This window comes from Flavobacterium gilvum (assembly GCF_001761465.1).
Taxonomy (GTDB): domain Bacteria; phylum Bacteroidota; class Bacteroidia; order Flavobacteriales; family Flavobacteriaceae; genus Flavobacterium; species Flavobacterium gilvum.
The window spans coordinates 1,274,142-1,298,236 of sequence record NZ_CP017479.1 but is presented as its reverse complement, the minus strand read 5'-3'; the positions used below and the strand labels follow the sequence as shown (position 1 = coordinate 1,298,236).

Annotated in this window: 21 protein-coding genes; 18 read left to right on the top strand and 3 right to left on the bottom strand. The window is 35.6% G+C overall.

What is annotated here, in order from left to right; genetic code table 11:
* Nucleotides 1-491: 491 nt before the first annotated feature.
* The 5 genes from EM308_RS05485 (at nucleotide 492) to EM308_RS05465 (ending at nucleotide 7,438) form a co-directional block, all read left to right on the top strand.
* Nucleotides 492-1,007 (top strand): YceI family protein, encoded by a 516-nt coding sequence (locus EM308_RS05485; RefSeq protein WP_035634163.1) that lies wholly within the window; start codon nucleotides 492-494, stop codon nucleotides 1,005-1,007.
* Between the two features lie 90 nt (nucleotides 1,008-1,097).
* Nucleotides 1,098-1,703 carry a TetR/AcrR family transcriptional regulator gene (locus EM308_RS05480; RefSeq protein WP_035634160.1) on the top strand — a complete coding sequence of 202 codons (606 nt, stop codon included), beginning with the start codon at nucleotides 1,098-1,100 and terminating at the stop codon, nucleotides 1,701-1,703.
* Nucleotides 1,700-3,052 (top strand): TolC family protein, encoded by a 1,353-nt coding sequence (locus tag EM308_RS05475; RefSeq protein ID WP_035634157.1) that lies wholly within the window; start codon nucleotides 1,700-1,702, stop codon nucleotides 3,050-3,052. Before EM308_RS05480 ends, EM308_RS05475 begins: the two co-directional genes overlap by 4 nt.
* A gap of 11 nt (nucleotides 3,053-3,063) precedes the next feature.
* A complete protein-coding gene (locus EM308_RS05470) occupies nucleotides 3,064-4,131 on the top strand; it encodes an efflux RND transporter periplasmic adaptor subunit (protein ID WP_035634154.1) in 1,068 nt (355 codons plus the stop codon).
* A gap of 130 nt (nucleotides 4,132-4,261) precedes the next feature.
* Entirely contained in the window at nucleotides 4,262-7,438 is a 3,177-nt protein-coding gene (locus EM308_RS05465; RefSeq protein ID WP_035634150.1) for an efflux RND transporter permease subunit, read from the top strand.
* Between the two features lie 250 nt (nucleotides 7,439-7,688).
* Here the strand turns inward: EM308_RS05465 and EM308_RS05460 are convergent, their stop codons facing one another.
* Complete coding sequence (locus EM308_RS05460; protein WP_035634416.1) at nucleotides 7,689-8,114, bottom strand: VOC family protein; 426 nt, start codon at nucleotides 8,112-8,114, stop codon at nucleotides 7,689-7,691.
* 333 nt (nucleotides 8,115-8,447) lie between these two features.
* Here EM308_RS05460 and EM308_RS05455 point away from each other — a divergent pair, with 333 nt between their 5' ends.
* The 7 genes from EM308_RS05455 (at nucleotide 8,448) to EM308_RS05425 (ending at nucleotide 17,368) form a co-directional block, all read left to right on the top strand.
* Nucleotides 8,448-8,957 (top strand): YceI family protein, encoded by a 510-nt coding sequence (locus EM308_RS05455; protein ID WP_035634147.1) that lies wholly within the window; start codon nucleotides 8,448-8,450, stop codon nucleotides 8,955-8,957.
* An 84-nt stretch (nucleotides 8,958-9,041) separates the two neighbouring features.
* On the top strand, nucleotides 9,042-9,638 hold the full coding sequence (locus EM308_RS05450; RefSeq protein ID WP_035634144.1) for a TetR/AcrR family transcriptional regulator: 597 nt from the start codon (nucleotides 9,042-9,044) through the stop codon (nucleotides 9,636-9,638).
* Nucleotides 9,638-10,975 carry a TolC family protein gene (locus EM308_RS05445; RefSeq protein ID WP_035634140.1) on the top strand — a complete coding sequence of 446 codons (1,338 nt, stop codon included), beginning with the start codon at nucleotides 9,638-9,640 and terminating at the stop codon, nucleotides 10,973-10,975. Before EM308_RS05450 ends, EM308_RS05445 begins: the two co-directional genes overlap by 1 nt.
* A 23-nt stretch (nucleotides 10,976-10,998) precedes the next feature.
* Nucleotides 10,999-12,141 (top strand): efflux RND transporter periplasmic adaptor subunit, encoded by a 1,143-nt coding sequence (locus EM308_RS05440; RefSeq protein WP_035634414.1) that lies wholly within the window; start codon nucleotides 10,999-11,001, stop codon nucleotides 12,139-12,141.
* 112 nt (nucleotides 12,142-12,253) lie between these two features.
* Complete coding sequence (locus EM308_RS05435; RefSeq protein WP_035634137.1) at nucleotides 12,254-15,718, top strand: efflux RND transporter permease subunit; 3,465 nt, start codon at nucleotides 12,254-12,256, stop codon at nucleotides 15,716-15,718.
* Between the two features lie 165 nt (nucleotides 15,719-15,883).
* Nucleotides 15,884-16,396 (top strand): hypothetical protein, encoded by a 513-nt coding sequence (locus tag EM308_RS05430; protein ID WP_035634134.1) that lies wholly within the window; start codon nucleotides 15,884-15,886, stop codon nucleotides 16,394-16,396.
* Nucleotides 16,397-16,747: 351 nt separating this feature from the next.
* Nucleotides 16,748-17,368, top strand: a complete 621-nt coding sequence (locus EM308_RS05425) for a hypothetical protein (protein WP_035634132.1) — start codon at nucleotides 16,748-16,750, stop codon at nucleotides 17,366-17,368.
* Between the two features lie 158 nt (nucleotides 17,369-17,526).
* Here EM308_RS05425 and EM308_RS05420 read toward each other — a convergent pair whose 3' ends face one another.
* Both EM308_RS05420 and EM308_RS05415 read right to left on the bottom strand, forming a co-directional pair.
* A complete protein-coding gene (locus EM308_RS05420; RefSeq protein ID WP_035634129.1) occupies nucleotides 17,527-17,799 on the bottom strand; it encodes a DUF4242 domain-containing protein in 273 nt (90 codons plus the stop codon).
* A gap of 538 nt (nucleotides 17,800-18,337) precedes the next feature.
* Entirely contained in the window at nucleotides 18,338-18,700 is a 363-nt protein-coding gene (locus EM308_RS05415; RefSeq protein ID WP_035634126.1) for a toxin-antitoxin system YwqK family antitoxin, read from the bottom strand.
* Nucleotides 18,701-18,997: 297 nt separating this feature from the next.
* Between EM308_RS05415 and aspS the strand changes: the two genes are divergently transcribed.
* From aspS to EM308_RS05385, 6 genes are all read left to right on the top strand, one after another.
* Entirely contained in the window at nucleotides 18,998-20,752 is a 1,755-nt protein-coding gene (gene aspS, locus EM308_RS05410) for an aspartate--tRNA ligase (protein ID WP_035634124.1), read from the top strand.
* Nucleotides 20,753-20,860: 108 nt separating this feature from the next.
* Nucleotides 20,861-21,055, top strand: a complete 195-nt coding sequence (locus tag EM308_RS05405) for a cold-shock protein (RefSeq protein WP_035634121.1) — start codon at nucleotides 20,861-20,863, stop codon at nucleotides 21,053-21,055.
* Between the two features lie 239 nt (nucleotides 21,056-21,294).
* Nucleotides 21,295-21,660, top strand: a complete 366-nt coding sequence (locus EM308_RS05400; RefSeq protein ID WP_035634116.1) for an NADH-quinone oxidoreductase subunit A — start codon at nucleotides 21,295-21,297, stop codon at nucleotides 21,658-21,660.
* Nucleotides 21,661-21,746: 86 nt separating this feature from the next.
* Nucleotides 21,747-22,295 (top strand): NADH-quinone oxidoreductase subunit B, encoded by a 549-nt coding sequence (locus EM308_RS05395; RefSeq protein ID WP_035634112.1) that lies wholly within the window; start codon nucleotides 21,747-21,749, stop codon nucleotides 22,293-22,295.
* 5 nt (nucleotides 22,296-22,300) lie between these two features.
* Nucleotides 22,301-22,822 (top strand): NADH-quinone oxidoreductase subunit C, encoded by a 522-nt coding sequence (locus EM308_RS05390; RefSeq protein ID WP_035634108.1) that lies wholly within the window; start codon nucleotides 22,301-22,303, stop codon nucleotides 22,820-22,822.
* Nucleotides 22,823-22,854: 32 nt separating this feature from the next.
* Nucleotides 22,855-24,093: an NADH-quinone oxidoreductase subunit D gene (locus tag EM308_RS05385; RefSeq protein WP_035634105.1), complete on the top strand. Its 1,239-nt coding sequence runs from the start codon at nucleotides 22,855-22,857 to the stop codon at nucleotides 24,091-24,093.
* Nucleotides 24,094-24,095 lie beyond the last annotated feature (2 nt).

The following is a 24,095-nucleotide window of genomic DNA, read 5'->3' as shown; positions in this document are numbered from 1 at the left end:
CTTTGAAAATAAAAGCCCAAAGATACAAATTCATTTTTTACCATATAAGTCATATAAGATTAAACAACCAATCCAAGCGTAATTTCCCTGACCATGAATACCTAAGTTTAAAACAAATAATCTTTGTTTTTTAACCTTATAAATCTTCCAAAAAAAAAGGTTGTCAGCGGGAAAAATAATCTCACAATTTAAATCTTAAAAAAATTCACACAACCTGCATATTTAACATTTTAGACAAAAAAAAACAACATTTAAATCGATTCAATTATGAATTATTAAATTCTAAAACAGCCCAAAATAAAGGCATAGTTTTTGACTATTAAAATATTTCAAAAAAACATTGGAAACTTTATTGGTATTTAAAGTTTCCTTTCTACATTTGCAAAAACAAAAGAAACTTTTATAGTGTCTAAAGTTTCCGATTTAAACTTACAACATCAAAATTTACAAAAACCAAACATTAGGAAACAACTTTACTAAAACCAAGAATAATGGAAAACGAATGGTCAATTGATTCGAACGAATCAGACGTACTAATAAAATCAAGACATTCCCTTATAGGATATATGCCGGGCACCAAGAACAATTTCAAAGGACATGTAGCCATTCAAAATGACGAAGTGGAAGACGCTTCGATTGAGTTTTCTTTGAATGTAAATGATAAACCAATCCACGCAAATCCCGAAAATAAGGACCCGAAATTCAACTATCTTTTTAATGAAGAGGAAACTCCAGTTATTAAATTCAAATCCACTTCTTTTGAAAAAATTAACAAAAACCTCAATTTCCTAAAAGGCTTTCTTACTATCAAAAATGTTACCAAAGTCGTAGAATTAGACACTGAATTCATTGGATATAACAATTACAATGGCGTTCAGAAAGCTTCATTTGAGGTTACCGGAAATTTCAACCGCAAGGAATTCGGCCTCAGCACCAATCATCATCTCGATGGACATCCAATTGGTAGAGATATAAAACTTATTGCCAATTTGGAATTTTCTCATTAAGAACAAACTTTCAACAAAACCAAAACTCATTTGATGACTAAATAATACAATACCACAACTCCGATTATTAATTACAAAGAGTTACTCACGATGAAACAAAAAATTATACTAAAATCAAACGAAATGTTTCTCAAACACGGTTTTAAAAGCGTGACAATGGATGATATTGCAAATGAAATGGCAATTTCGAAAAAAACAATATACCAACATTTTGAGAACAAAATCGACCTGATTGAAGCAACAACACAATACTTATTTGAAACTATTTCCTGTGGTGTAGATGAAATTTATGCTATGGACAAAAATCCAATCGAGGAACTGTTTATCATCAAGGATTTTGTTTTGAACAAATTAAAAGACGAAAGCACATCGGCCATTTATCAATTGCAGAAATTTTATCCGCAAATTCACAAAAAACTGATGGCGGGGCAATTTGACAAAATGGGTGATTGTGTGATAGAAAATTTGCAAAAAGGGATTAAGCAAGGTTTGTTCAGACCTCAGATAAATTCTGAAATTATTGCCCGCCTCTATTTTGCTGGAATGTCAAATCTAAAGGATGCTGAACTTTTTGACCCAAAAAAATTCAGCCCGACAACTGTTCAGGAAACGTATTTAGAATATCATCTCAGATCAATTTGTACCGAAAAAGGCTTAACCATATTAGAACATTTTTTAAACCCAACCCAATCATGAAGAGAATACTTTTAGCAACATTCTTAAGCTTTGCCCTTAACGCACAATCCCAAGGAACAAGCACAACGGCAGTACAGCCGCTGACATTAAAAGCAGCAATTACGTACGCTCTTGAGAATAAAGCCGAAGCAAGAAAATCAAAATTAAGCATTGAAAACAGTGAATATAAAATTCAGGAAATCCGTGCGAAAGCTTTACCGCAAATCGCCGCGAACGGAAGCTTAACCTATAACCCTATTTTACAAACCAATGTTCTTGACGGTGCCATGTTTGGAAAACCGGGAGAAGCAATCCAGGTTTCGTTTGGGCAAAAATGGACTTCGGGAGCGGGAGTTTCATTAAACCAAACCATTTTTGACGAAGCAGTATTTACAGGCTTAAGAGCCGCAAAATCTACTCGTGAATTTTATCAAATAAACGATCAGTTGACAGAAGAACAAGTGATTGAAAGAGTTGCAAACAATTATTATTCGGTTTACGTTCAACGTGAAAGATTGATTTTATTGGACAGCAATTATGTAAATACCACAAAAGTGCGAGACATCGTAAAAGGACAATATGAAAATGGTTTGGCCAAAAAAATTGATTTGGATCGTATCATCGTAAAATTGTCAAACATCGATACGGATCGTCAACAAATTCAGAATCAAATTGAATTGCAGGAAAATGCCTTGAAATTTTATATGGGAATGCCAATTGAAACGAAAATTGTAATCCCAAAAACCGAATTTGCAGTAACGCCTCACGCATTGACCGAAGCGCCAAATACGGCAAACCGAAGTGAATTTTTGCTTTTGAAAAAACAAGAAGAATTATTGGAATTCAATAAAACAGCTGTTAAAGCAGAATATTATCCAACGCTTTCTTTGTTTGCAGGATATAATTACATCGGACAAGGACCTGAAATGCCCCTTTTTGCAAAACCAAAAGATGGCGTGTATTGGTCGGATTACTCTGCAATTGGATTGAATATGAGAGTTCCTATTTTTAATGGTTTTGGAACCCGAGCAAGAGTAAGACAAGCCGATGTTCAGATTCGATCACTTCAAGAAGACATCAAAGACACACAGCTTGCGCTTGATTTGGATTACAGAAATGCAAAAACTCAGATAGAGAACAATATCAAAACCATTCAAATCCAAAAAGAGAACATGCGATTGGCAGGTGAAATTTTGAAAAACACCAAAAATAATTACCTGCAAGGACTAGCTTCATTAACAGATTTATTGGATGCCGAGAATGCATCACTCGAAGCACAAAACAACTATACAAGAGCCGTATTGGCCTACAAAATAGCAGAAATAACATTAATCAAATCTAAAGGAGAACTTAAAACCCTATTAAACTAATAAATAATAAGATGAAAAAGAATTTAATAACCGCAGCTGTAATTTTGGGAGCATTGACACTTATTGCTTTTACTTTAAATAAAAATAAAAAAGAAAACGCTGCAAAAATTGCAATTGTAGCCGAGAAAAACGCTGCCGTTTCTGTAAAAGTATCTGAAGTTAAAACCGAAGAAGTTTCTCTTGATTTTGTCGCAAACGGAAATTTTGAACCTACTCAGGAATTAACATTTTCTGCAGAAAAATCAGGAAAAATAATTCAGGTTTTGGCCAAAGAAGGAGATCGAGTAAGCGTTGGGCAAACATTGGCCATCATGAGAGGTGACGCCATTAATGTAAATGCTCAAGCTGCCGAAGCGACTTATATGAACGCAAAATCGGATTATAGCCGTTTTGAAAATGCATATAAAACCGGAGGAGTTACCAAACAACAATTGGATCAATCCAAAGTGGCTTTGACAAACGCCGAAGCAAATTACAAACAATCCAGAATCAACATTGGCGACACTCATATCAAAGCTCCAATAAACGGAATCATCAATAAGAAATTTATCGAACCAGGTTCTATTATTTCGGCAACTCCGGCAACTTCTTTATTCGAAATTGTAAACGTTTCAAAATTAAAACTTACCGTAACTGTTGACGAAAGCCAAGTTGCGAGTTTGAGAGTTGGAAACACAATCGAGGTAACAACAAGTGTTTATCCTGATAAAAGTTTTTCGGGCAGAATTACATTCATCGCAGCAAAAGCAGATGGCAATTTGAATTTCCCTGTTGAAATTGAAATTACAAATAATGCCAATAACGATCTTAAAGCAGGTATGTATGGTACTGCTGAATTCAAGTCGGCACAACAAAAACAAGTGATGACTACCGTTCCAAGAAATGCATTCGTAGGAAGTGTAAGCAGTAACCAAGTATTTGTTGTAGAAAATGGAATCGCTAGATTGAAAACAGTTACAGCGGGCAGAATTTTGGGTGATAAAGTTGAGGTTTTGAATGGTTTATCAAATGGTGAAACAGTAATCACAACTGGACAAATCAACCTTCAGGACGGAAATGCAGTAGAAGTTATTAAGTAAAATAGTCCTTAGTTGTTAGTCCTTAGTAATTAATTAGCCTTTAGTAATTAGCCAAACTAAAAACTAGGGACTAAGGACTAGTGACTAATCACTAATTACTAGCCACTTATCCACTCTTTAAAAGAAAAAAATGAAATTAGCAGAAATATCCATAAAACGTCCTTCGTTAGTGATTGTATTATTTACAATTCTAATCTTGGGAGGACTGTTCAGTTACAAGCAATTAGGGTATGAATTGATCCCTAAGTTTGACATGAATGTAATTACTATTGCAACCGTTTATCCTGGAGCTTCTCCAAGTGAGGTTGAAAATACGGTTACTAAAAAAGTCGAAGATGCGATTGCTTCTATAGAAAATATCAAAAAAATCGATTCCAAATCATACGAAAGCCTTTCGGTTGTAACCATCACATTAACTTCCAATGCCAAAGTGGATGTTTCTATGAATGATGCGCAACGAAAAATAAACGCCATTATTAGTGATTTACCTGATGATGCCAAAACGCCTTCGCTTAATAAATTCTCATTAAGTGATATGCCAATTATTACTCTTGGTGCGAATGGAAAAATGGATGAAGCCGCTTTTTACGATTTGATCGATAAAAAAATTGCTCCTGTTTTGTCTCGTGTTCAAGGTGTAGCTCAAGTAAATATTATTGGTGGTCAGGAACGCGAAATTCAAGTAAACCTTGATGCCAAAAAAATGCAGGGATATGGTTTGTCTGTACCACAAGTGCAACAACTTATCTTATCCTCAAATTTGGATTTCCCAACTGGAAGTATCCAAACCAGAAACCAAAAAATATTAATTCGTTTAGCGGGTAAATACAAAAACGTTGAGGAATTAAGAAACTTGGTAATTTCATCTGCAAATGGAGCTCAAATCCGCTTACAAGATATTGCCGATGTACAAGACACTCAAAAACTGGCTGAAAAAATTGCCCGTGTTGATCAAAAAAGTGCGATTATTTTACAAATCATCAAACAATCAGATGCTAATGCTGTAGCAGTAAGTGAATTGGTTGCCAAAACTATTACCAAATTAGAGAATGATTATAAATCAAATCATTTAGAACTAAAAACGGCCAAAGACAGTACAATTTTTACCTTAGAAGCAGCAGAATCTGTATTACATGATTTATTTTTTGCTGTATTATTAGTAGCATTCGTAATGTTGTTCTTCTTACATAGTGTTCGAAACTCTTTGATTGTAATGGTATCGATTCCGGCTTCGTTAATTGCAACTTTCATCGGGATTTATCTTTTAGGATATACTTTGAACTTAATGAGTTTACTTGGACTTTCATTAGTAGTAGGTATTCTTGTGGACGATGCGATTGTAGTTTTGGAAAATATTTACAGGCACATGGAAATGGGCAAAAGCCGTATCCGTGCTTCCTATGACGGAACTGCCGAAATTGGAGGAACCGTAACTTCGATTACTTTGGTAATTGTGGTGGTATTTTTACCAATTGCAATGAGTTCTGGATTGGTATCCAATATTATTACGCAATTCTGTATGACCGTAGTAATTTCGACTTTATTATCTCTTTTGGCTTCGTTTACAATTATTCCTTGGTTGTCTTCTCGTTTTGGAAAACTAGAACATTTAGAAGGTAAAAACCTATTCGAAAGAACTATTCTTGGATTCGAAAATTTATTAACTCGTTTTACCAATTGGGTTACTGAAATATTAGAATGGTGTCTGGATCATTATTGGAAAACCATTGGAGTTGTAGTTGTATTATTCTTTGCATCAACTGTAGGTTTAGTTGGTGGTGGATTTATTGGAGGTGAGTTTTTCGCGTCTTCAGATAGTGGTGAGTTTTTAGTTCAAATTGAAATGCCAAAAGACGCTTCGGTAGAACAAACCAACTTTATGACGCAAAAAGCAGAAGCGTATTTGAAACAACAGAAATACGTTAAGAGTCAATTTACAACTATTGGACAAACTTCTGAAGGAATGGGAGCTTCTCAAGCGACTGCCTACAAATCGGAAATTGACGTTCAAATGATTGACCAAAAAGATCGTACCGATGATGCTATGGTGTATGCTGCAAAAATTAAACGTCAGTTGCAATCTGTTTTAGTTGGTGCCAAAGTAAAAACAGTTCCGGTTGGTATTACAGGTACTGCTCAAAATGCTACTTTGGGATTAATTGTAACAGGTTCAAGTACGGAAAGTGCAATGGCTTTTGCAAAATTAGCAGAAGCAGAATTAAGAAAAATCCCTGGAACTACCGAAATCAAATTAACCGTTGAAGACGGAAATCCAGAAGTAGATGTTAAAGTAGATCGTGATAAAATGTCGGCTTTGGGATTGACATTGCAAACTGTCGGTATGACTATGCAAACTGCTTTCAGTGGTAACACAGATGGAAAATACAGAGCCGGTGATTACGAATATGATATCAACATCAAATACAATGCTTTTGATAGAAAAAACATTACCGATGTTAGTAATCTGATTTTTATAAACAATCAAGGTCAACAAATCAAATTATCACAATTTGCGACTATTACCGAAGGTTCTGGACCAAGCCAATTAGAGCGTAGAGACAAATCGGCTTCGGTTACTGTTCAAGGTCAAAACGTGGGGGTTCCAACTGGAACTATCGTTCAACAATGGCAAAAACAATTGGATAAACTGAAAAAACCAACCGGTGTAGATTACATTTGGGGTGGAGATCAGGAAAACCAATCCGAAGGTTTTGGTACTTTAGGAATTGCATTGTTAGCCGCTATTATTTTGGTTTACTTAATTATGGTTGGATTGTATGACAGTTTTGCTCACCCGTTTGTGGTATTATTTGCAATTCCGCTTTCGTTCATTGGAGCGATGTTAGCTTTGGCATTAACCAATAAAACATTGAACATCTTTACCATTTTGGGTATTATCATGTTGATTGGTCTGGTGTGTAAGAATGCGATCATGCTTGTCGATTATACCAATCAAAGAAGAAAAGCTGGTGAAACAATCCGTAAAGCTTTAATTCAGGCGAATCATGCTCGTTTACGTCCAATTTTGATGACTACCATCGCGATGGTTTTCGGTATGTTCCCGATTGCATTGGCTTCAGGTGCTGGTGCTGAATGGAAAAACGGTTTGGCTTGGGTAATTATCGGAGGATTGATTTCATCTTTGTTCTTAACCTTAATCATCGTTCCGGTTATCTATGAAATGATGGAGAAATTAATTGCTAAATTCTCTAAAGGAGACAAAATTGATTACGAAGCCGAAATGGTCGCTGACTATGTTCACGAAGAATTAAGCGAAGACGGCTTTAACCCAAAACACACATTATAGTACCTGATAATTGTGATAGAGAAACCACCAGAAATCTGATTTTTGGTGGTTTTTTGTTTTATAGCAAAAAAAGGGCTTTCAATATGTTTGAAAGCCCTTTTTTATTGAACATATCAAGAGAGAAAATTGCGGTTTCTAGTATTTAAATCTTTGTGTTCACGAGCGGGACGCTCGCGCTAGCGGTGCCAAATTGGCTCCTCAAGATTCCCGATAACACGGATTTTATTTATTCTAACTGTATTAAACTCTGCTATTTTTTGGGGCTAAAATCCACCATCCATTCAATACCATATTTGTCTCTAAACATCCCAAAATAGGAACCCCAAGGACTATCGCCCATAGGACATTCAATGTTTCCGCCTGCTGAAAGTCCGTTAAATAACTTGTCGGCTTCTTCTCTACTTTCTACGCTAACAGATATTTTAGATCTATTTTCATTTTCATCTACGCGACCCATACTTTCTGGAACATCATTTCCCATCAAAATATTTTGACCAATAGGCAACGCAATATGCATTATTTTATTCGCTTCATTTTCTGGTATTGGATATTCTGCGCTTGATATATCTTTGAAACGAACGATTCTTTCGAACTCTCCACCAAATACCGATTTGTAAAAATTGAATGCTTCTTCGGCATTTCCGTTGAAGTTAATGTGAGGATTAATAAGTGCCATAATTTTGATTTTTAAAGTTGTTGCTTTTCCTTTCTTATTCCAAATACCTGAGTCCAAAGAGTAGCAATACAAGGATGTCTCACTCATTTAGTAGGTCTCATAAAATTGCTCTAAAGACCATAATTTGGATAGTTTGGTCTGAAAAAAGGTTGAGTTATCTTTTCTTTCAAATATAAGAAATAATAGTCATAAATTAATTTTGTACTCTATCAATCAAAAGCTAATTACTTAATTTTTAATACAATCCGACCAAAACAACGGAAACTTAATTTGTTTTTAAAGTTTCCATTATTATATTTGCATTACAAAATTATTACAAAAAAAAACTTAAACATGGAAAATGAATGGAAAATTGATTCAAACGAATCAGACGTGTTGCTAAAAACAAAACGTTCTTTGATTGACTACATGTCTGGAACCAAAAATAATTTTAAAGGACACGTTGATATTCAGAACAACGAAGTGAAAAATGCATCTATCGAATTTTCTTTGAAAGCAAACGATAAAAGCAAAAACTCCGACTTAAAATTTATTGACTTTTTTGATTATAATGAAACTCCGGTTATTCAGTTCAAATCGACTTCTTTCCAAAAAATCAATAAAAACCTCAACTTCCTGAAAGGGCTTTTGACTATCAAAAACATTACAAAAGTTGTGGAATTGGACACCGAATTCATTGGATACAACAATTACGATGGAGTAGAAAAAGCTTCATTTGAAATCACAGGAAGCATCAACCCAAAGGATTTTGGTCTCAAGTACAACCCGTATTATGTTCACGGCGGATACGCGGTTGGTTCTGATATTAAACTCATAGCCAATTTAGAATTCATTCATCAATAAAATCGATTGCAACTATATTTATCGAAAGCAACAACTTCATAATTTTACACTAACCAACTGACCAACAACAAAATACCACACAAAATGAGAGATAAAATCGTATCCAAGGCAAGTGATTTGTTTTTAAAACTTGGTTTTAAAAGCGTCACTATGGATGATATCGCCGGCGAAATGTGCATTTCCAAAAAAACGATTTACAAATATTTTTGCAATAAAGAAATATTGATTGAAGAAAGTACCGAGATGGTTCACAAAACCGTACACGAAGTCATCAGCACCATCGCTGCCAAAGACTACAACGCGATTGAGGAGAATTTTGAAATCAGGAAAATGTTCAAAGAAATGTTTCAGGTAGCCGACACCTCTCCGTTATATCAATTAAAAAAACATTATCCCGAAATCTATCAAAAAGTAATGAATAGAGAACTCGACGAATGTAATAAGTGTTTCAAACAAAATATCGAAAAAGGAATTCGTCAGGATTTGTACCGTAACGATTTGGATATCGATGTTTATGTTAAATTTTATTACATGTTAATTTTCAGTATTAAAGAAAATACAAGCTCCGAAAAAGAATCCACAAAATTGGAATTACAGGCGCTAGAATACCACACCAGAGCGATGGCAACTTCAAAAGGAATTGTCGAGCTTGAGAAACAACTACTTAAAATCAAACCATAATGAAGAAGATATTTATTATAAGCCTCACTCTTCTAGCCATGTGCGTCAATGCTCAGGACTCGAATAAGACTTATTCTTTTTCGCTGCAACAAGCTATAGACCATGCACTGGAATACAATTATTCGGCCATAAATACCGGTCGTGATATCGAAGCTGCCAAAGAAAAGAAATGGGAAACTACCGCAATGGGATTGCCTCAAATAAATGCCGGAGTCGACTTTACCAACAACTTTGTTTTGCAAAAATCGGTAATTCCTGCCGAATTCTTTGGTGGAGAACCCGGAACTTATGCCCCAGTGGCTTTTGGAACAAAATACTATATGATTGCCCATTCCTCTTTGAGTCAGCTTATTTTTGACGGCTCTTATATAGTGGCGCTTCAGGCCTCCAAAACGTATTTGGCTTATTACGAAAATGCCAAAAAAAGGTCGGACATCGACATTAAGGAAATGGTAATTAACTCCTATGGGAATGTTCTATTAACCAAAGAAAACATAGACATTCTAGAAAAAAATATTGCTTCGCTTCAAAAAACACTCAATGATACCAAAGCCATTTACAAAAATGGTTTAATCGAAGAAGAAAGTGTCGAACAACTAGAAATCACTTTGGCTTCGCTAGAAAGTACCTTAAATTACAACAAGCGTTTACTTGACATTACTTACAAAATGCTTAAAATTAATTTGGGAATCGACATCAATGACCAAATCACTCTAACCGACAAACTGGATGCGCTGACGGTTCAAAACATGGATCTTTCGTTTTCCAATTCGGATTTTGACGTAAACAATAACATCAATTATAAAATAGCCACCAATTTTGAGGAGCAAAGAACATTGGAGTACAAACTTCAAAAAAGCAAAGCGTTGCCCTCACTATCTGCCAATCTAAATTTTGGATATAATGCTTTTAAAGATCAGTTTGAATTTTTTACCAAAAATCAAAACTGGTTCAATTATTCCAATCTAGGACTTAGTTTGAATGTACCAATCTTCAGCAGTTTGGCCAGAAGTTCCAGAACACAACAGGCAAAAATTGCTTTGGATCAGGCAAAAACACAATTAAGCGAAACCGAACAAAAATTAAAATTGCAATATGCTGCCGCAAAAAGTGAATACGAATACAGCATCGCTGATTATGAAACAGCCAAAAGCAATTTGAATCTCGCCGAAAGAATCGAAAAGAAACAACAAATCAAATTCACAGAAGGGCTTTCAACAAGTTTTGATTTCAATGACGCTCAACGCCAATTGTACACCGCCCAGCAAAAATATTTGCAAACGATGGTGAACATCATCAACAAAAAAGCCAGTTTAGAAAAAATCATAACTAAATAATGACTCCCATTAAATATAAACTTATGAAAAAGATATTCATCCTAACCACCCTCTCCATCGCATTGATTGCCTGCAATTCATCCGAAAAAAACCAATCGGTTGACGCTATTATCGCATCCAAAGATGTAAAGGCTATAACCGCAAAAAAAACCGAACTCCAAGCGCAACTTACCCAAATTGACGAAGCATTGGCAACTTTGGACGTAAATAAGGAAGTCATTGCATTGGTCAGTGCCGTACAACTGAAAGACACCACCTTCAACCACTATCTAGAAATACAGGGAAATATTAATACTAATGAAAATGTATTGATTCAGCCAGAATTTCCTGGAAACTTGGTGGAATTGAATGTAAAAGCTGGACAAAAAGTAAGCAAAGGACAAGTTTTGGGCCGTACCGATGATGGTGGTATGAGTCAACAATTGGCGAGCGCCGAAAATCAATATGCTTTGGCCAAAACCACTTTTGAGCGTCAAAAAAATCTTTGGAGCCAAAAAATCGGTTCCGAAATACAATACCTTCAAGCACAAACACAAATGATTTCGGCACAAAAAGGAGTTGCCCAAATCAAAGCCCAAATTGCCAAAACAGTAATTAGAGCGCCTTTTTCGGGAACTATTGATGAAGTTTTTGTTGAAAAAGGAGAAGTCGTTGCCGCAAATCCAAAAGGATTAATGCGAATCGTAAATCTGGGAAATATGTATGTTTCTACTTCTATTCCTGAAACCTATATCGGAAAACTAAAAATAGGCACCGAAGTTGATGTTTATCTAACTTCATTGAACAAAACTTACAAAGGAAAAGTGCGCCAAATTGGTAATTTCATCAACCCGAATAACAGAAGTTTCGGAATCGAGGTAAGTGTTCCCAATCCGGAAAATTTATTGCGCCCGAACCAAGTAGCAAAGCTGAAAGTAATCGATTATGTAAGCAAAAATGCTATAGTTGTACCTACTAATGTGATTCAGCAGGATTCTAAGAAAAATAATTTTGTTTATACGGTGGTTGATTCAAAAGGAAAATCGGGTATTGCAAAAAAAGTGATTGTTCAAACAGGCCAGTCTTCAGACAATGTAACGGAAATTTTAAACGGTTTGGATGCTAATGCCATAATAGTTACCGAGGGAATGAACACCATTTCCGACGGGATGAAACTAAACTTTTAAAAGTTTAAAATTGTTTAAAAGTTTAATTGTTTAAGGTTGTTTAAAAACAACTACCCTTTAAACCAAATTAAACAACTTTAAACATTTTTGAACCAAATTAAACCAAAATCATATGTCACATCAAAATAAAGAATTTGGAATATCAAGCTGGGCTGTCGACAACCGCGTTACAGTCTATATCCTGACTTTGTTGATTGTAATCACTGGGGTAATTGCCTATGTTACGATGCCGCGTGAGGATTTTCCCGAAATTATAGAAAATAAGGTTTATATCTCGTCTGTTTTCCCAGGGAACTCTGCCGAGGATGTAGAGAAATTAATCATCAAACCGCTTGAAAAGGAAATCAAAAACATCAGTGGCGTAGAAAAAATCACCTCTAGCTCCTTTCAGGATTATGGGATGATTATCGTTGAGTTTGAAGATAAAGTAACCATTCTGGATGCAAAAACGAAAATTAAAGACAAAGTAGATATCGTAAAAGCAGACCCTGATTGGCCAAACCTCGACAACGGAAGCAAGGTAGAACCAAGCGTATTTGAATTGAATATTTCTGAAGAAGTGCCAATTCTGAACATCAACCTGCAAGGAAATTATACGACACAACAACTTAAAAAATACGGAGAATTGCTTCAGGATGATATTGAGGAAATTCCTGAAGTGAAAAAAGTAGACATTCTCGGCGTTGATGACAAAGAGGTGGAAATTGCTGTTGACATTTTCAAAATGACGGCTGCTCAGGTTTCTTTTGATGATATTCAAAATGCGGTCAAATACGAAAACATGACACTTTCGGGTGGGAATTTGATTTCGCAGGGTTCCAGAAACAACATCAGAATCGTAGGTGAAATCAAAGACCCAAAAGAACTGGAAAACATCATTGTAAAACACAATGGCGGAACCGTTTACCTGAAAGATATTGCTGTAGTCAGTTTCAAAGAAAAAGAAAAAACGACCTATGCCCGTGAGAAAGGTACCGAAGTAGTTATGTTGAACGTAAAAAAGCGTTCCAACCAAAACATGATTTCGGCAATTGAACAGGTAAAGGAAAAGATAAAAGAAGCACAAGCCTCCTATTTACCATCCAACCTAAAAATTGAATTGACTAACGACCAATCTTCGCGTGTAGAACACCAAGTAAACGAACTTTCAAACCACATCATTTTCGGGATTGTATTGGTTATGATTGTGTTGATGTTTACCATGGGACTTAGAAACTCGTTGTTTGTGGGAGCTGCGATTCCTTTATCGATGCTGATGGCGTTTAGTATTCTGTCAGCATTTGGACTGACATTGAACACGATGGTACTTTTCGGATTGGTAATGGGACTGGGAATGTTGGTGGATGACGGTATTGTAGTCGTCGATAACGTATTTGCCAATATGAAAAAAGGAATGCCCCGCTTGGAAGCTTCCAAAATTGGTATCGGCGAAATTGCATGGCCCGTAATAGCCTCGACAGCAACCACGCTAATGGCTTTCTTGCCTTTTGCCTTATGGCCTGGTACTATGGGAAAATTCATGAAGTACTTCCCAATGACACTAACCGTAACACTATCGGCTTCTTTGTTCGTTGCGATGGTCGTCAATGCTGCCATGACAGGTGGATCCATGGAAATAGAAGACAAAAATGTAAGTAAAAAATCGGCAAAATTATACTCGATAATTTTCACCATAATTGCAGTTATTTTTGTGTTTATCGGAAACATTTACGATTCAAAGTTGGCAAGAGCCATAGGTCATTTGGCCATCATATCTTTTGGACTGATGTGGTTGTACAAAATAAAGCTCTACCAATGGACACAGGATTTTCAACATAGTTTTTTCCCAAGAATGGAAGAAAAATACAAATCCTTTTTGAGAAAAATTTTGACTGAAAGAAAAGCCTGGTTTGCCTTGGCAGGAATTATCGGAATGCTGATTTTATCTTTTATGCTTGTGGGCATATTCCCGAGAAAAGTATTGTTTTTCCCTGATAATATTCCGAATCAGGTAATTGCCTACATCGAATACCCGCAGGGAACCGATATTGAAAAAACCAATAAGGCTACCCTTTTTGTAGAAAAACAGGTTATTGATATTCTAAATAAATATGTAGATCCAAAAACCAAGAAAAACTTCCTTGCCGAATCCATTGTTTCGCAAGTGGGCGTAGGTGCCGGAAACCCAAACGTAGATGCGGGATCGGCTTCGGAAACGCCTTTCAAGGGAAAAGTGACAGTAAATTTCTCCGAATTTAAATTCCGAAAAGGAATCAATACTGCCGATATTCTCGAAGAAATCAGAGGTAAAGTTAAAGGAATCGCAGGAGCAACCGTAACGGTCGAGAAAGACTACAATGGACCTCCAGCCGGTTACCCAATTAGTATTCAGCTAACCGGAAATGATTATGACGAAATGCTGAAAGAAGCCGATAAGATGATCACTTTTATCAATTCTAAAAACATTCCCGGAATCGAAAAACTTAGTATTGATGTAAACAAAGAAAGTCCGGAACTTGAAGTAAAAGTAGATCGCGTAAGCGCTGGAAGTTTGGGCGTTTCAACCGGACAATTAGGATTCAATTTGCGTCGTTCTGTTTATGGACAAGAAATTTCGACCTACAAAGAAGGCGATGACGATTACAACATCACCATGCGTATGCAAGATGATCAGCGCAAGAACGAAAACATTTTGTTTAACCAGTCTTTGACGTTTCGAAACCAGACCAATGGACAAATGATGCAAGTACCGATTTCGGCCGTTTCAGAAACGGAGAAAACGAACACTTACAACCAAATCAAAAGAAAAAACCAAAAACGTATCATGACGGTTTATTCCAATGTTTTGACTGGCTACAATGGGGACGAAATTACCAAACAAATTGCCGCCGATTTAAAAGGCTATCAATTACCAAAAACAATTACCTATTCCTTTTCGGGAGTGCAGGAAGAGCAAGGCAAAAACCAAAGCTTCCTTTTCTATGCCTTGTTTTTGGCAATGTCCGGAATTACAATTATCATCGTGTTGCAGTTCAACTCGGTTTCAAAAACCATGGTGATATTATTCACGGTATTGCTCAGTTTTAGTGGGGTATTCTACGGTTACGTTATTGCTGGAATGGATTTTATAGTTTTAATGACCATGATGGGAATCATTTCGCTGGCGGGTATTGTTGTGAAAAACGGAATCGTATTGATGGATTTCTTTGTTTTGTTATTGGACAAAAAAGTAGCTGACAAACACCTGCAAAGCCATGACGACCTAAGCTTAGACGAAATCAAAGAAGTAATCATCGAATCTGGAAAATCAAGGCTGCGCCCGGTATTACTGACAGCATTAACAGCAGTATTGGGATTAATTCCGCTTGCCATCGGACTGAATTTTGACTTCTTCTCCTTGATAACCGACTTGAATCCGCACATCTTCATGGGAGGAGACAACGTGGTTTTCTGGGGACCATTGGCCTGGACTATCATCTTTGGGTTGACCTATGCAACGGTCTTGACTTTGATAATGGTACCCGTAATGTTCTATTTAGTAAAACGAACCAAATATTGGCTAAGAGATAGAAGATTAGCTCGAGCTACTGAAGAATAATTTTTCCTTTTTAAAATTTATACAAACCACCTGAAAATTTGATTTTTGGGTGGTTTTTTGTTTTGTAGTTGGGATTGTCTATATTCGGGGAGAGTAATGATTCCAAAATCAAAGCGCTTTGTTTAACAGAACAAAAGTTGTCAGTCACCTAACCTTAAGCAATTTATGAAAAAAGGACTTTACATACTATTTCTAATTTTATTTTTGAATTGTACAGGAATTTCAAAATCAGATAAACAGGAGTTTGGAAAGGTGAAAATTGGCGATGAAATGTTTACTCAAAATCCTCAATCTGAAAACCTATTTATTTGTAAAGACCATGTAGAAGATTTTGATAATGGATTTTCTAAAATTGAACTAAACCCAGAAAATATTAAAATATTAAACTCCAAAAATGATGGTTACGAATCAACTCAAATCGAATTTGTAATCGACAAAAATTTAAAAATCTATAGTGTTAAATACACATATAGCGATGATGTGGAAGATGGATCAAAAACAGAATATAAAGTAATTGATGCTAAAATCAATATCAACAAAAATCCATTTGAACAAAATTCGAAACAAATTATCTCATCTTATTTATTAACAATTAAAGAAACAAATATTCCGGGTGAATTTTGGAAATTCAAAAAAGAAAGGGAATATTATTTTAAAGGAAAAATTGAATGTAAATAAACTGGTTCTGTTAGTGTGCAATTTCGTTAAGTTAAACTTTGTATTTTCTCGCGAAGACGCGAAGACGCAAAGTTTAGAACCTATTTCTTTGTGTCTTCGCGACTTTGCGAGAACTATATTTTAAAAAAAACCGCTAGCGCGAGCATCCCGCTCGTGAACGCAACAATAAAGAAATAACCATTGCCAATCGGCACGAGCGGGACTCTCGCGCTAGCGAAGTAAAAAAATTAGTAACTCTTTCATAAACTAAAGGCTAGCGCGAGCTTCTCGCTCGTGCCCGCAATACAAATCATTTTTTATATTTAAAAAAATAAAAAACAATAACTTAGCATACAACTAAGAGATACAGTCATGAGAGTTTTATTCATTTCCATCCTACTCTTAACAGTACAATCCTGTGCTACAAAAAAGGATATCAAGAAACTACTTTTGCCTGAAGGAATAAAATCGGCTACAGAAGAAATATATTCTGTGGTAAATAATCAAAAAATGCTTTTGCAAAAAAAAGAAATGGTTTTTACCCGAAACGGTCGCATCAAATACTCCAAAACTGTCGATGCTTCTGGAAATTTAGTACAGGAAACCAAAAAGAAATTATGGTTTGTGGTGGAAAAGTATCCAAATAAAGAACCTTATTACTGTAAAACACGATGGAAACCCAACCAACGAGAACGCATCAGTTGTTACACCCAAAAACAATACAAACAAAACGAATCCATTTATCATTATAATTCTGATGGATCCATCAATAAAACAACAGATAATTTTAGTCCTTTCTGCACACAATATTTTTATTACACTGATAAAAAGCTTTCCAAAATTACCATCAAAAACAAAAATGACACGATTGTTGACGAAATTTTAATCACTTGTGAAGCCAACGACGAAAAAGGCGCTTGCTTAAAACAAACTCGGATTTCGACCAAAACAAACAATAAGCAAGAAATACTCTTGTTTCCAAGTTATGATTAATTGACGTTTATTTTAAAAAATTACAAACTAATTTATTTGAGTTGAATCGTCATTTGTATTACAACCAAGTAATGGCAAATTAGCTTTCTTTACAGGCAGAAAAAAGGAGAAAACCGTTTTGATTTTCTCCTTTTTATTTTATAAAGTCAATCGCTATGCTACTCCGCTGTAACCGGGTCAATTATTTCGGAAACAAGGCTTATTTTAGTGACTGGAAACCCACCTTTATCGCCATGTTCCCGTATCATTTCTTCATTTGGCGCGATGTAAACGCAATAAATTTTGTCATTGGTCACATAACTGTGCTTCCATTGTATTTCTGGTCCCATTTTTCTTAAAACATCACAAGACGCATTCGAAATTTCTTTTAATTGTTCAGGTGTCAAATTCCCTGCGTTGGGAATTTCCCTTTCAATAACATACTTTGGCATACTAATTAGATTAAAAAAGTTAGAATAAAACGAGAATTCACATTAGGATTTCGTTGATTTTTTTCACGCAGACTACGCAGATTATCGCAGATTTTATGCTTTAAAACAATTAAAAATCCGTGTGACCCGAGCGAAGCGAATAGACGAAGTAATCCGTTTAATCTGTGTCATCTGTGTTCCATTGCGTAATCTCGAACAAAAGAGATTGATGTAGAAAGTGGCAGTTTTCACAATTGCATTTCAAATTCAATAAATCTGAAAGCACTAAAAGAATCAAAATCGGCTGATACAGTAACCCATAAAAGCCGATTTCTTAACAAATACAAACTTTATGATTCTCAACTGTAGTAAATAGATATTTAAAAAACTAACTAATTCTCTATTTTGCCCAAAATCATACGCTGTATTTCTACGTTAAAGTTACGATAAATAGCAGCAAACCTATCACAACTTAACAAAGTTATAACACTGAAAATCAATAAAAAAAGGAGAAAACTTTTGATAGCTTTCTCCTTTTCTTAAAATTAACTATGTATTGCTATTCGTTTGAATTTGCAAAAGCATCCTGTCTCCAATTTTTAACTTTTGCAATTTGGTTATTGGAGAAATCTACTTCGGCTAGACTATTTTTCCCGTCTTTTTGTGACCAAAAAAACCATTTGCCTGTTTTTACGCCCGCAGTATATTCGCCTGAGGCAATTTTATCTCCAGATTCATTGTAAGAAACCCAAAGTCCTTCCAATTTACCGTTTTCAAAATAGCCTTCTTGTTGCACTTGCCCATTTTCATAAAAATAAGTGGCTTTAACTCTTTTGCCAAATGGCTCCAAAACAGGTTTCGCATTTTGTCCAAAAATAATACCTGAGAATAATACCGCTACTAAAATTACAAGCTTTTTCATATCGTTAGTTTTTAATTGTTTACATCTTATTGTATCAAAATTAGAGACAAATTTTACATTAAAAAAACATTTTGGTAACAATTTCGTAACATAGACGAAAACTTAACATTGGAAATTAAAAACAAGGAAAATTCTTTCTAAAACGGGATGATTTTACTTAAATTGTGTCAAAATTGAATTTTTAAGAAAAATTTAAAAAAGGTAAAAGGTAAAAAAATGCCTTTCGCAATCTATAATTGATAATTAGTCCTAAATTTGCACTCGCGCAAAAATGGGCAAAAAACTAAAATTTATATCATGTACAGAAGTCATAATTGTGGCGAATTGAACGCCTCACATATCAATACAGAAGTTACTCTAGCAGGTTGGGTTCAAAAATCCAGAGACAAAGGATTTATGAATTGGGTTGATTTACGCGACCGTTATGGAATTACGCAATTGATTTTTGACGAAAGTCGTACTGTGAAAGAAGTTTTTGAAGCTGCCAAAACATTGGGACGCGAATATGTGATTCAGGTAAAAGGGACAGTTATTGAGCGTGAAGCCAAAAACAAAAACATTCCTACGGGAGAAATCGAAATTTTGGTTTCGGAACTGAATATTTTAAACACAGCTTTGACTCCTCCGTTTACTATCGAAGATGAAACTGATGGCGGCGAAGACATCAGAATGAAATATCGTTACCTTGACATTCGAAGAAATCCGGTAAAAAACAGTTTGCTTTTCCGTCACAAAGTAGCGATGGAAGTACGTAAATATCTTTCGGATCTTGATTTCTGTGAAGTGGAAACACCATACTTAATCAAATCAACTCCAGAAGGCGCAAGGGATTTTGTCGTTCCATCGAGAATGAACGAAGGACAATTCTATGCCTTGCCCCAATCGCCTCAAACTTTTAAACAATTATTGATGGTGGGCGGAATGGACAAATATTTCCAAATCGTGAAATGTTTCCGTGACGAGGATTTGCGTGCCGATCGTCAGCCAGAGTTTACACAAATTGACTGCGAAATGGCTTTTGTGGAGCAAGAAGATATTTTGAACGTTTTTGAAGGATTGACTCGTCATTTGCTGAAAGAATTAAAAGGCATCGAAGTAGCTAAATTCCCAAGAATGACCTACGAACACGCGATGAAAACCTACGGAAATGACAAACCAGATATTCGTTTCGGAATGGAGTTTGGTGAGTTAAATCAATTTGCACAACACAAAGAATTCCCCGTTTTCAATTCGGCTGAATTGGTAGTGGGAATCGCTGTTCCGGGAGCAGGAAACTATACTCGTAAAGAAATTGACGCATTGATTGACTGGGTAAAACGTCCACAAGTTGGTGCCAGCGGAATGGTTTATGTAAAATGCAACGAAGACGGAACTTTCAAATCATCTGTGGACAAATTCTACGATCAAGAAGACTTAACGAACTGGGCAAAAACCACAGGAGCAAAACCGGGCGATATGATTTTTGTACTTTCCGGTCCAGCCGATAAAACAAGAACACAATTGAGTGCCTTACGTATGGAATTGGCAACTCGTTTGGGACTAAGAAATCCTGCTGAGTTTGCACCACTTTGGGTTGTTGATTTCCCATTATTGGAATTTGATGAAGAAAGCGGTCGTTACCATGCGATGCACCATCCATTTACATCCCCAAAACCAGAAGACATGCATTTATTGGAAACCAATCCTGGAAAAGTTCGCGCCAACGCCTACGATATGGTTTTGAACGGAAATGAAATCGGTGGAGGTTCAATCCGTATTCACGACAAAGCAACACAACAGTTGATGTTCAAATACTTAGGTTTTACCAAAGAAGAAGCCAAAGCGCAGTTTGGATTCCTGATGGATGCTTTCCAATTTGGAGCTCCTCCTCACGGTGGTTTAGCGTTTGGATTGGATCGTTTAGTCGCTATTTTAGGCGGACAAGAAACAATTCGCGATTTTATTGCTTTTCCAAAAAACAATTCGGGTAGAGACGTCATGATAGATGCTCCATCAATTATAGATGAATCCCAATTAAAGGAATTGCATATTAAATTAAATTTAAAAAACTAGACAAAAACATTGAATATCAATAATTTTAGAAAAAAAAATATGATTAATGATTTTCGTATTGTATTAAAGATTACATTTGTTTTATTATAAATTATTATTACTATTACAATGCGTACAGGTACAGTTAAATTTTTCAATGAATCTAAAGGTTATGGATTCATTACAGACGAAGAAACAGGAAAAGACATTTTTGTTCATGCATCAGGAATCAGCGCGGAAGAATTACGCGAAGGTGACAGAGTAAGCTATGAAGAAGAAGAAGGAAGAAAAGGTAAAGTTGCAGCTAAAGTTGCAGTTATCTAATATAAAAAAAGATAGATACCTTTTTTTGCGTAAGCGTCTAGAGAACGTTCCGATGTATCGGGACGTTTTTTTTTGCATTATTCTCATTTATGAACATTTCAAAAATGGTATTATGAGTAGTAGGTAAAAATTTATGATAATTTTTTATTTTTTCTAATATTAATTTTGATTTTCCACTTGTGATTTACACTCACTAGAGCTATCTTTGTCGTTCATTTCTAAGCAAAATATTTACAATTATGCAATCAGAACAAATAAACTACATTCCGGTCTTTATGCAGCTTGCTTTGGCTGTGCTATTTGTAATAGCCGTAATTATAATTTCCGGCAAACTAGGACCAAAAAGATCATCAGAAAATAAAGACAAAAACTTTGAGTGCGGTATCGAATCGATAGGAAACGCAAGAATCCCATTTTCGGTCAAATATTTCCTTGTAGCCATCTTGTTTGTACTTTTCGATGTCGAAGTAATATTTTTATACCCTTGGGCAGTGAATTTCAAGGATTTAGGAGTCGAAGGAATGATAAAAATGATTATCTTTATGATGCTTCTTTTAGTTGGTTTCTTCTATATCATCAAAAAGAAAGGTTTAGAGTGGGAATAAAATAATTTTAAATTATTAATGTTGAATTATAAATTAATTAAAACATTTCAAAATTTAAAATTCAACATTCAAAATAAAAAAACAAAATGAGCGATTCAAAAATAAATATGGTAGCCCCTCCAGAAGGTGTTGTTGGTGAAGGTTTTTTTGCCACAAAACTAAATGATGTAGTGGGATTAGCACGTGCCAATTCTCTTTGGCCATTACCTTTTGCAACTTCTTGTTGCGGAATCGAATTTATGGCTACAATGGCTTCGCATTATGATTTGGCCCGTTTTGGCTCTGAAAGAGTAAGTTTTTCACCTCGTCAGGCTGATATGTTATTGGTAATGGGAACCATTTCAAAAAAAATGGCACCAATTTTGCGTCAGGTTTACGAACAGATGGCAGAACCTCGTTGGGTGATTGCTGTTGGTGCTTGTGCAACTTCAGGTGGAATTTTTGACACTTACTCAGTATTACAAGGGATTGACAAGGTAATTCCGGTAGACGTTTACGTTCCTGGCTGCCCTCCTCGTCCCGAACAAATTGTGGATGGTGTCATGAGATTACAAGAGTTAGTAAAAAGCGAATCTGTAAGAAGAAGAAGTTCACCAGAGTACCAAGAATTATTGGCATCTTATAATATTCAATAAGTAAAATGGCGTTAGAAACAACAGAAATTCAACAAAAAGTATATGAAACTTTTGGTTCAAAAGTTTTAGGATTCAATCAGGATAAAGACATTTTTACATTTGAAGTAGAATCGGATATTATTACAGCTGTTATTCTTTATTTAAAAAATGAACCTACTTTACGGTTTCACTTTTTGACCGATTTGTGTGGTATACATTATCCAGACAATGAAGAAAACAGACAATTTGCAGTTGTTTATCATTTACATAATTGGTACGACAATAAACGCATCAGGATTAAATCCTTCCTTAACGGATTAAATCCTGAAATAAAAACCGTCACCAACATCTTTTTATGTGCCAATTGGATGGAAAGGGAAACCTATGATTTTTTCGGAATCAATTTCATCGGGCATCCACAGTTGAAACGTATTTTGAATATGGATGAAATGACTTCTTTCCCAATGCGCAAGGAATTCCCTTTGGAAGACAGCGGAAGAACCGACAAAGACGACAGGTATTTTGGAAGAACGCCATCAAATTGCTAAAAAAAATATATATAATTTTTCACATTAGATAAATGTCAGAACTATTATTACCACCGGAGCATCGCTATGCTAAAATAATTCAGGAGAAACACAATGAAGACGGAAGCGAGCTTTCCATTCTGAATTTAGGTCCTACACACCCCGCAACGCACGGTATTTTCCAAAATATCCTATTGATGGACGGTGAAAAAATTCTGGATGCAGAACCAACCGTTGGATACATCCACAGGGCTTTTGAAAAAATTGCCGAAAATCGTCCTTTCTATCAAATTACTCCACTTACAGACAGGATGAACTACTGTTCTTCGCCAATCAATAATATGGGATGGTGGATGACATTAGAAAAACTTCTTGATATAAAACTTCCTAAAAGAGTCGAATATTTACGTGTAATTGTAATGGAACTTGCCCGTATTTCTGACCACTTAATTTGTAATTCAATTTTAGGAGTTGATACAGGTGCCTATACTGGATTTCTGTATGTTATGCAATTTAGAGAAAGAATCTACGAAATATACGAAGAAATTTGTGGTGCACGTCTAACGACTAATATGGGAAGAATTGGCGGTTTTGAAAGAGATTGGTCTGAAACTGCTTTCAAAAAACTTGATGCCTTTCTTGAAGATTTTCCTGCAGTTTGGCAAGAATTCGAAAACTTATTCACCAGAAATAGAATATTCATAGACAGAACAGTTAATGTTGGATCCATAACTGCTGAAAAAGCTATGGCCTATGGCCTTACTGGACCTAATTTACGTGCTGCCGGAATTGACTACGATGTGCGTGTAGCACAGCCTTACAGTTCTTATGAAGACTTTGATTTCATTGTTCCTGTAGGGAAATCAGGAGACACTTACGACCGCTTTTGTGTTCGTAATGCCGAAGTCTGGGAAAGTTTAAGCATTATCCGTCAGGCATTAGCCAAAATGCCGGAAGGAAATGAATACCATGCTGATGTTCCTGAATACTATCTTCCTCCAAAAGAAAATGTTTATACCGATATGGAATCCTTGATATACCATTTCAAAATTGTGATGGGTGAAGTTCCTGTTCCAGTTGCCGAAGTTTACCATCCTGTAGAAGGAGCTAATGGTGAACTCGGTTTTTATTTAGTTACTGACGGAAGCAGAACCCCATACAGATTGCATTTCAGAAGACCTTGTTTCATTTATTATCAAGCTTATCCAGACATGATTAAAGGGCAAATGTTATCTGATGCCATTGTTATTTTATCAAGTTTAAATGTTATTGCTGGAGAATTAGACGCATAAAT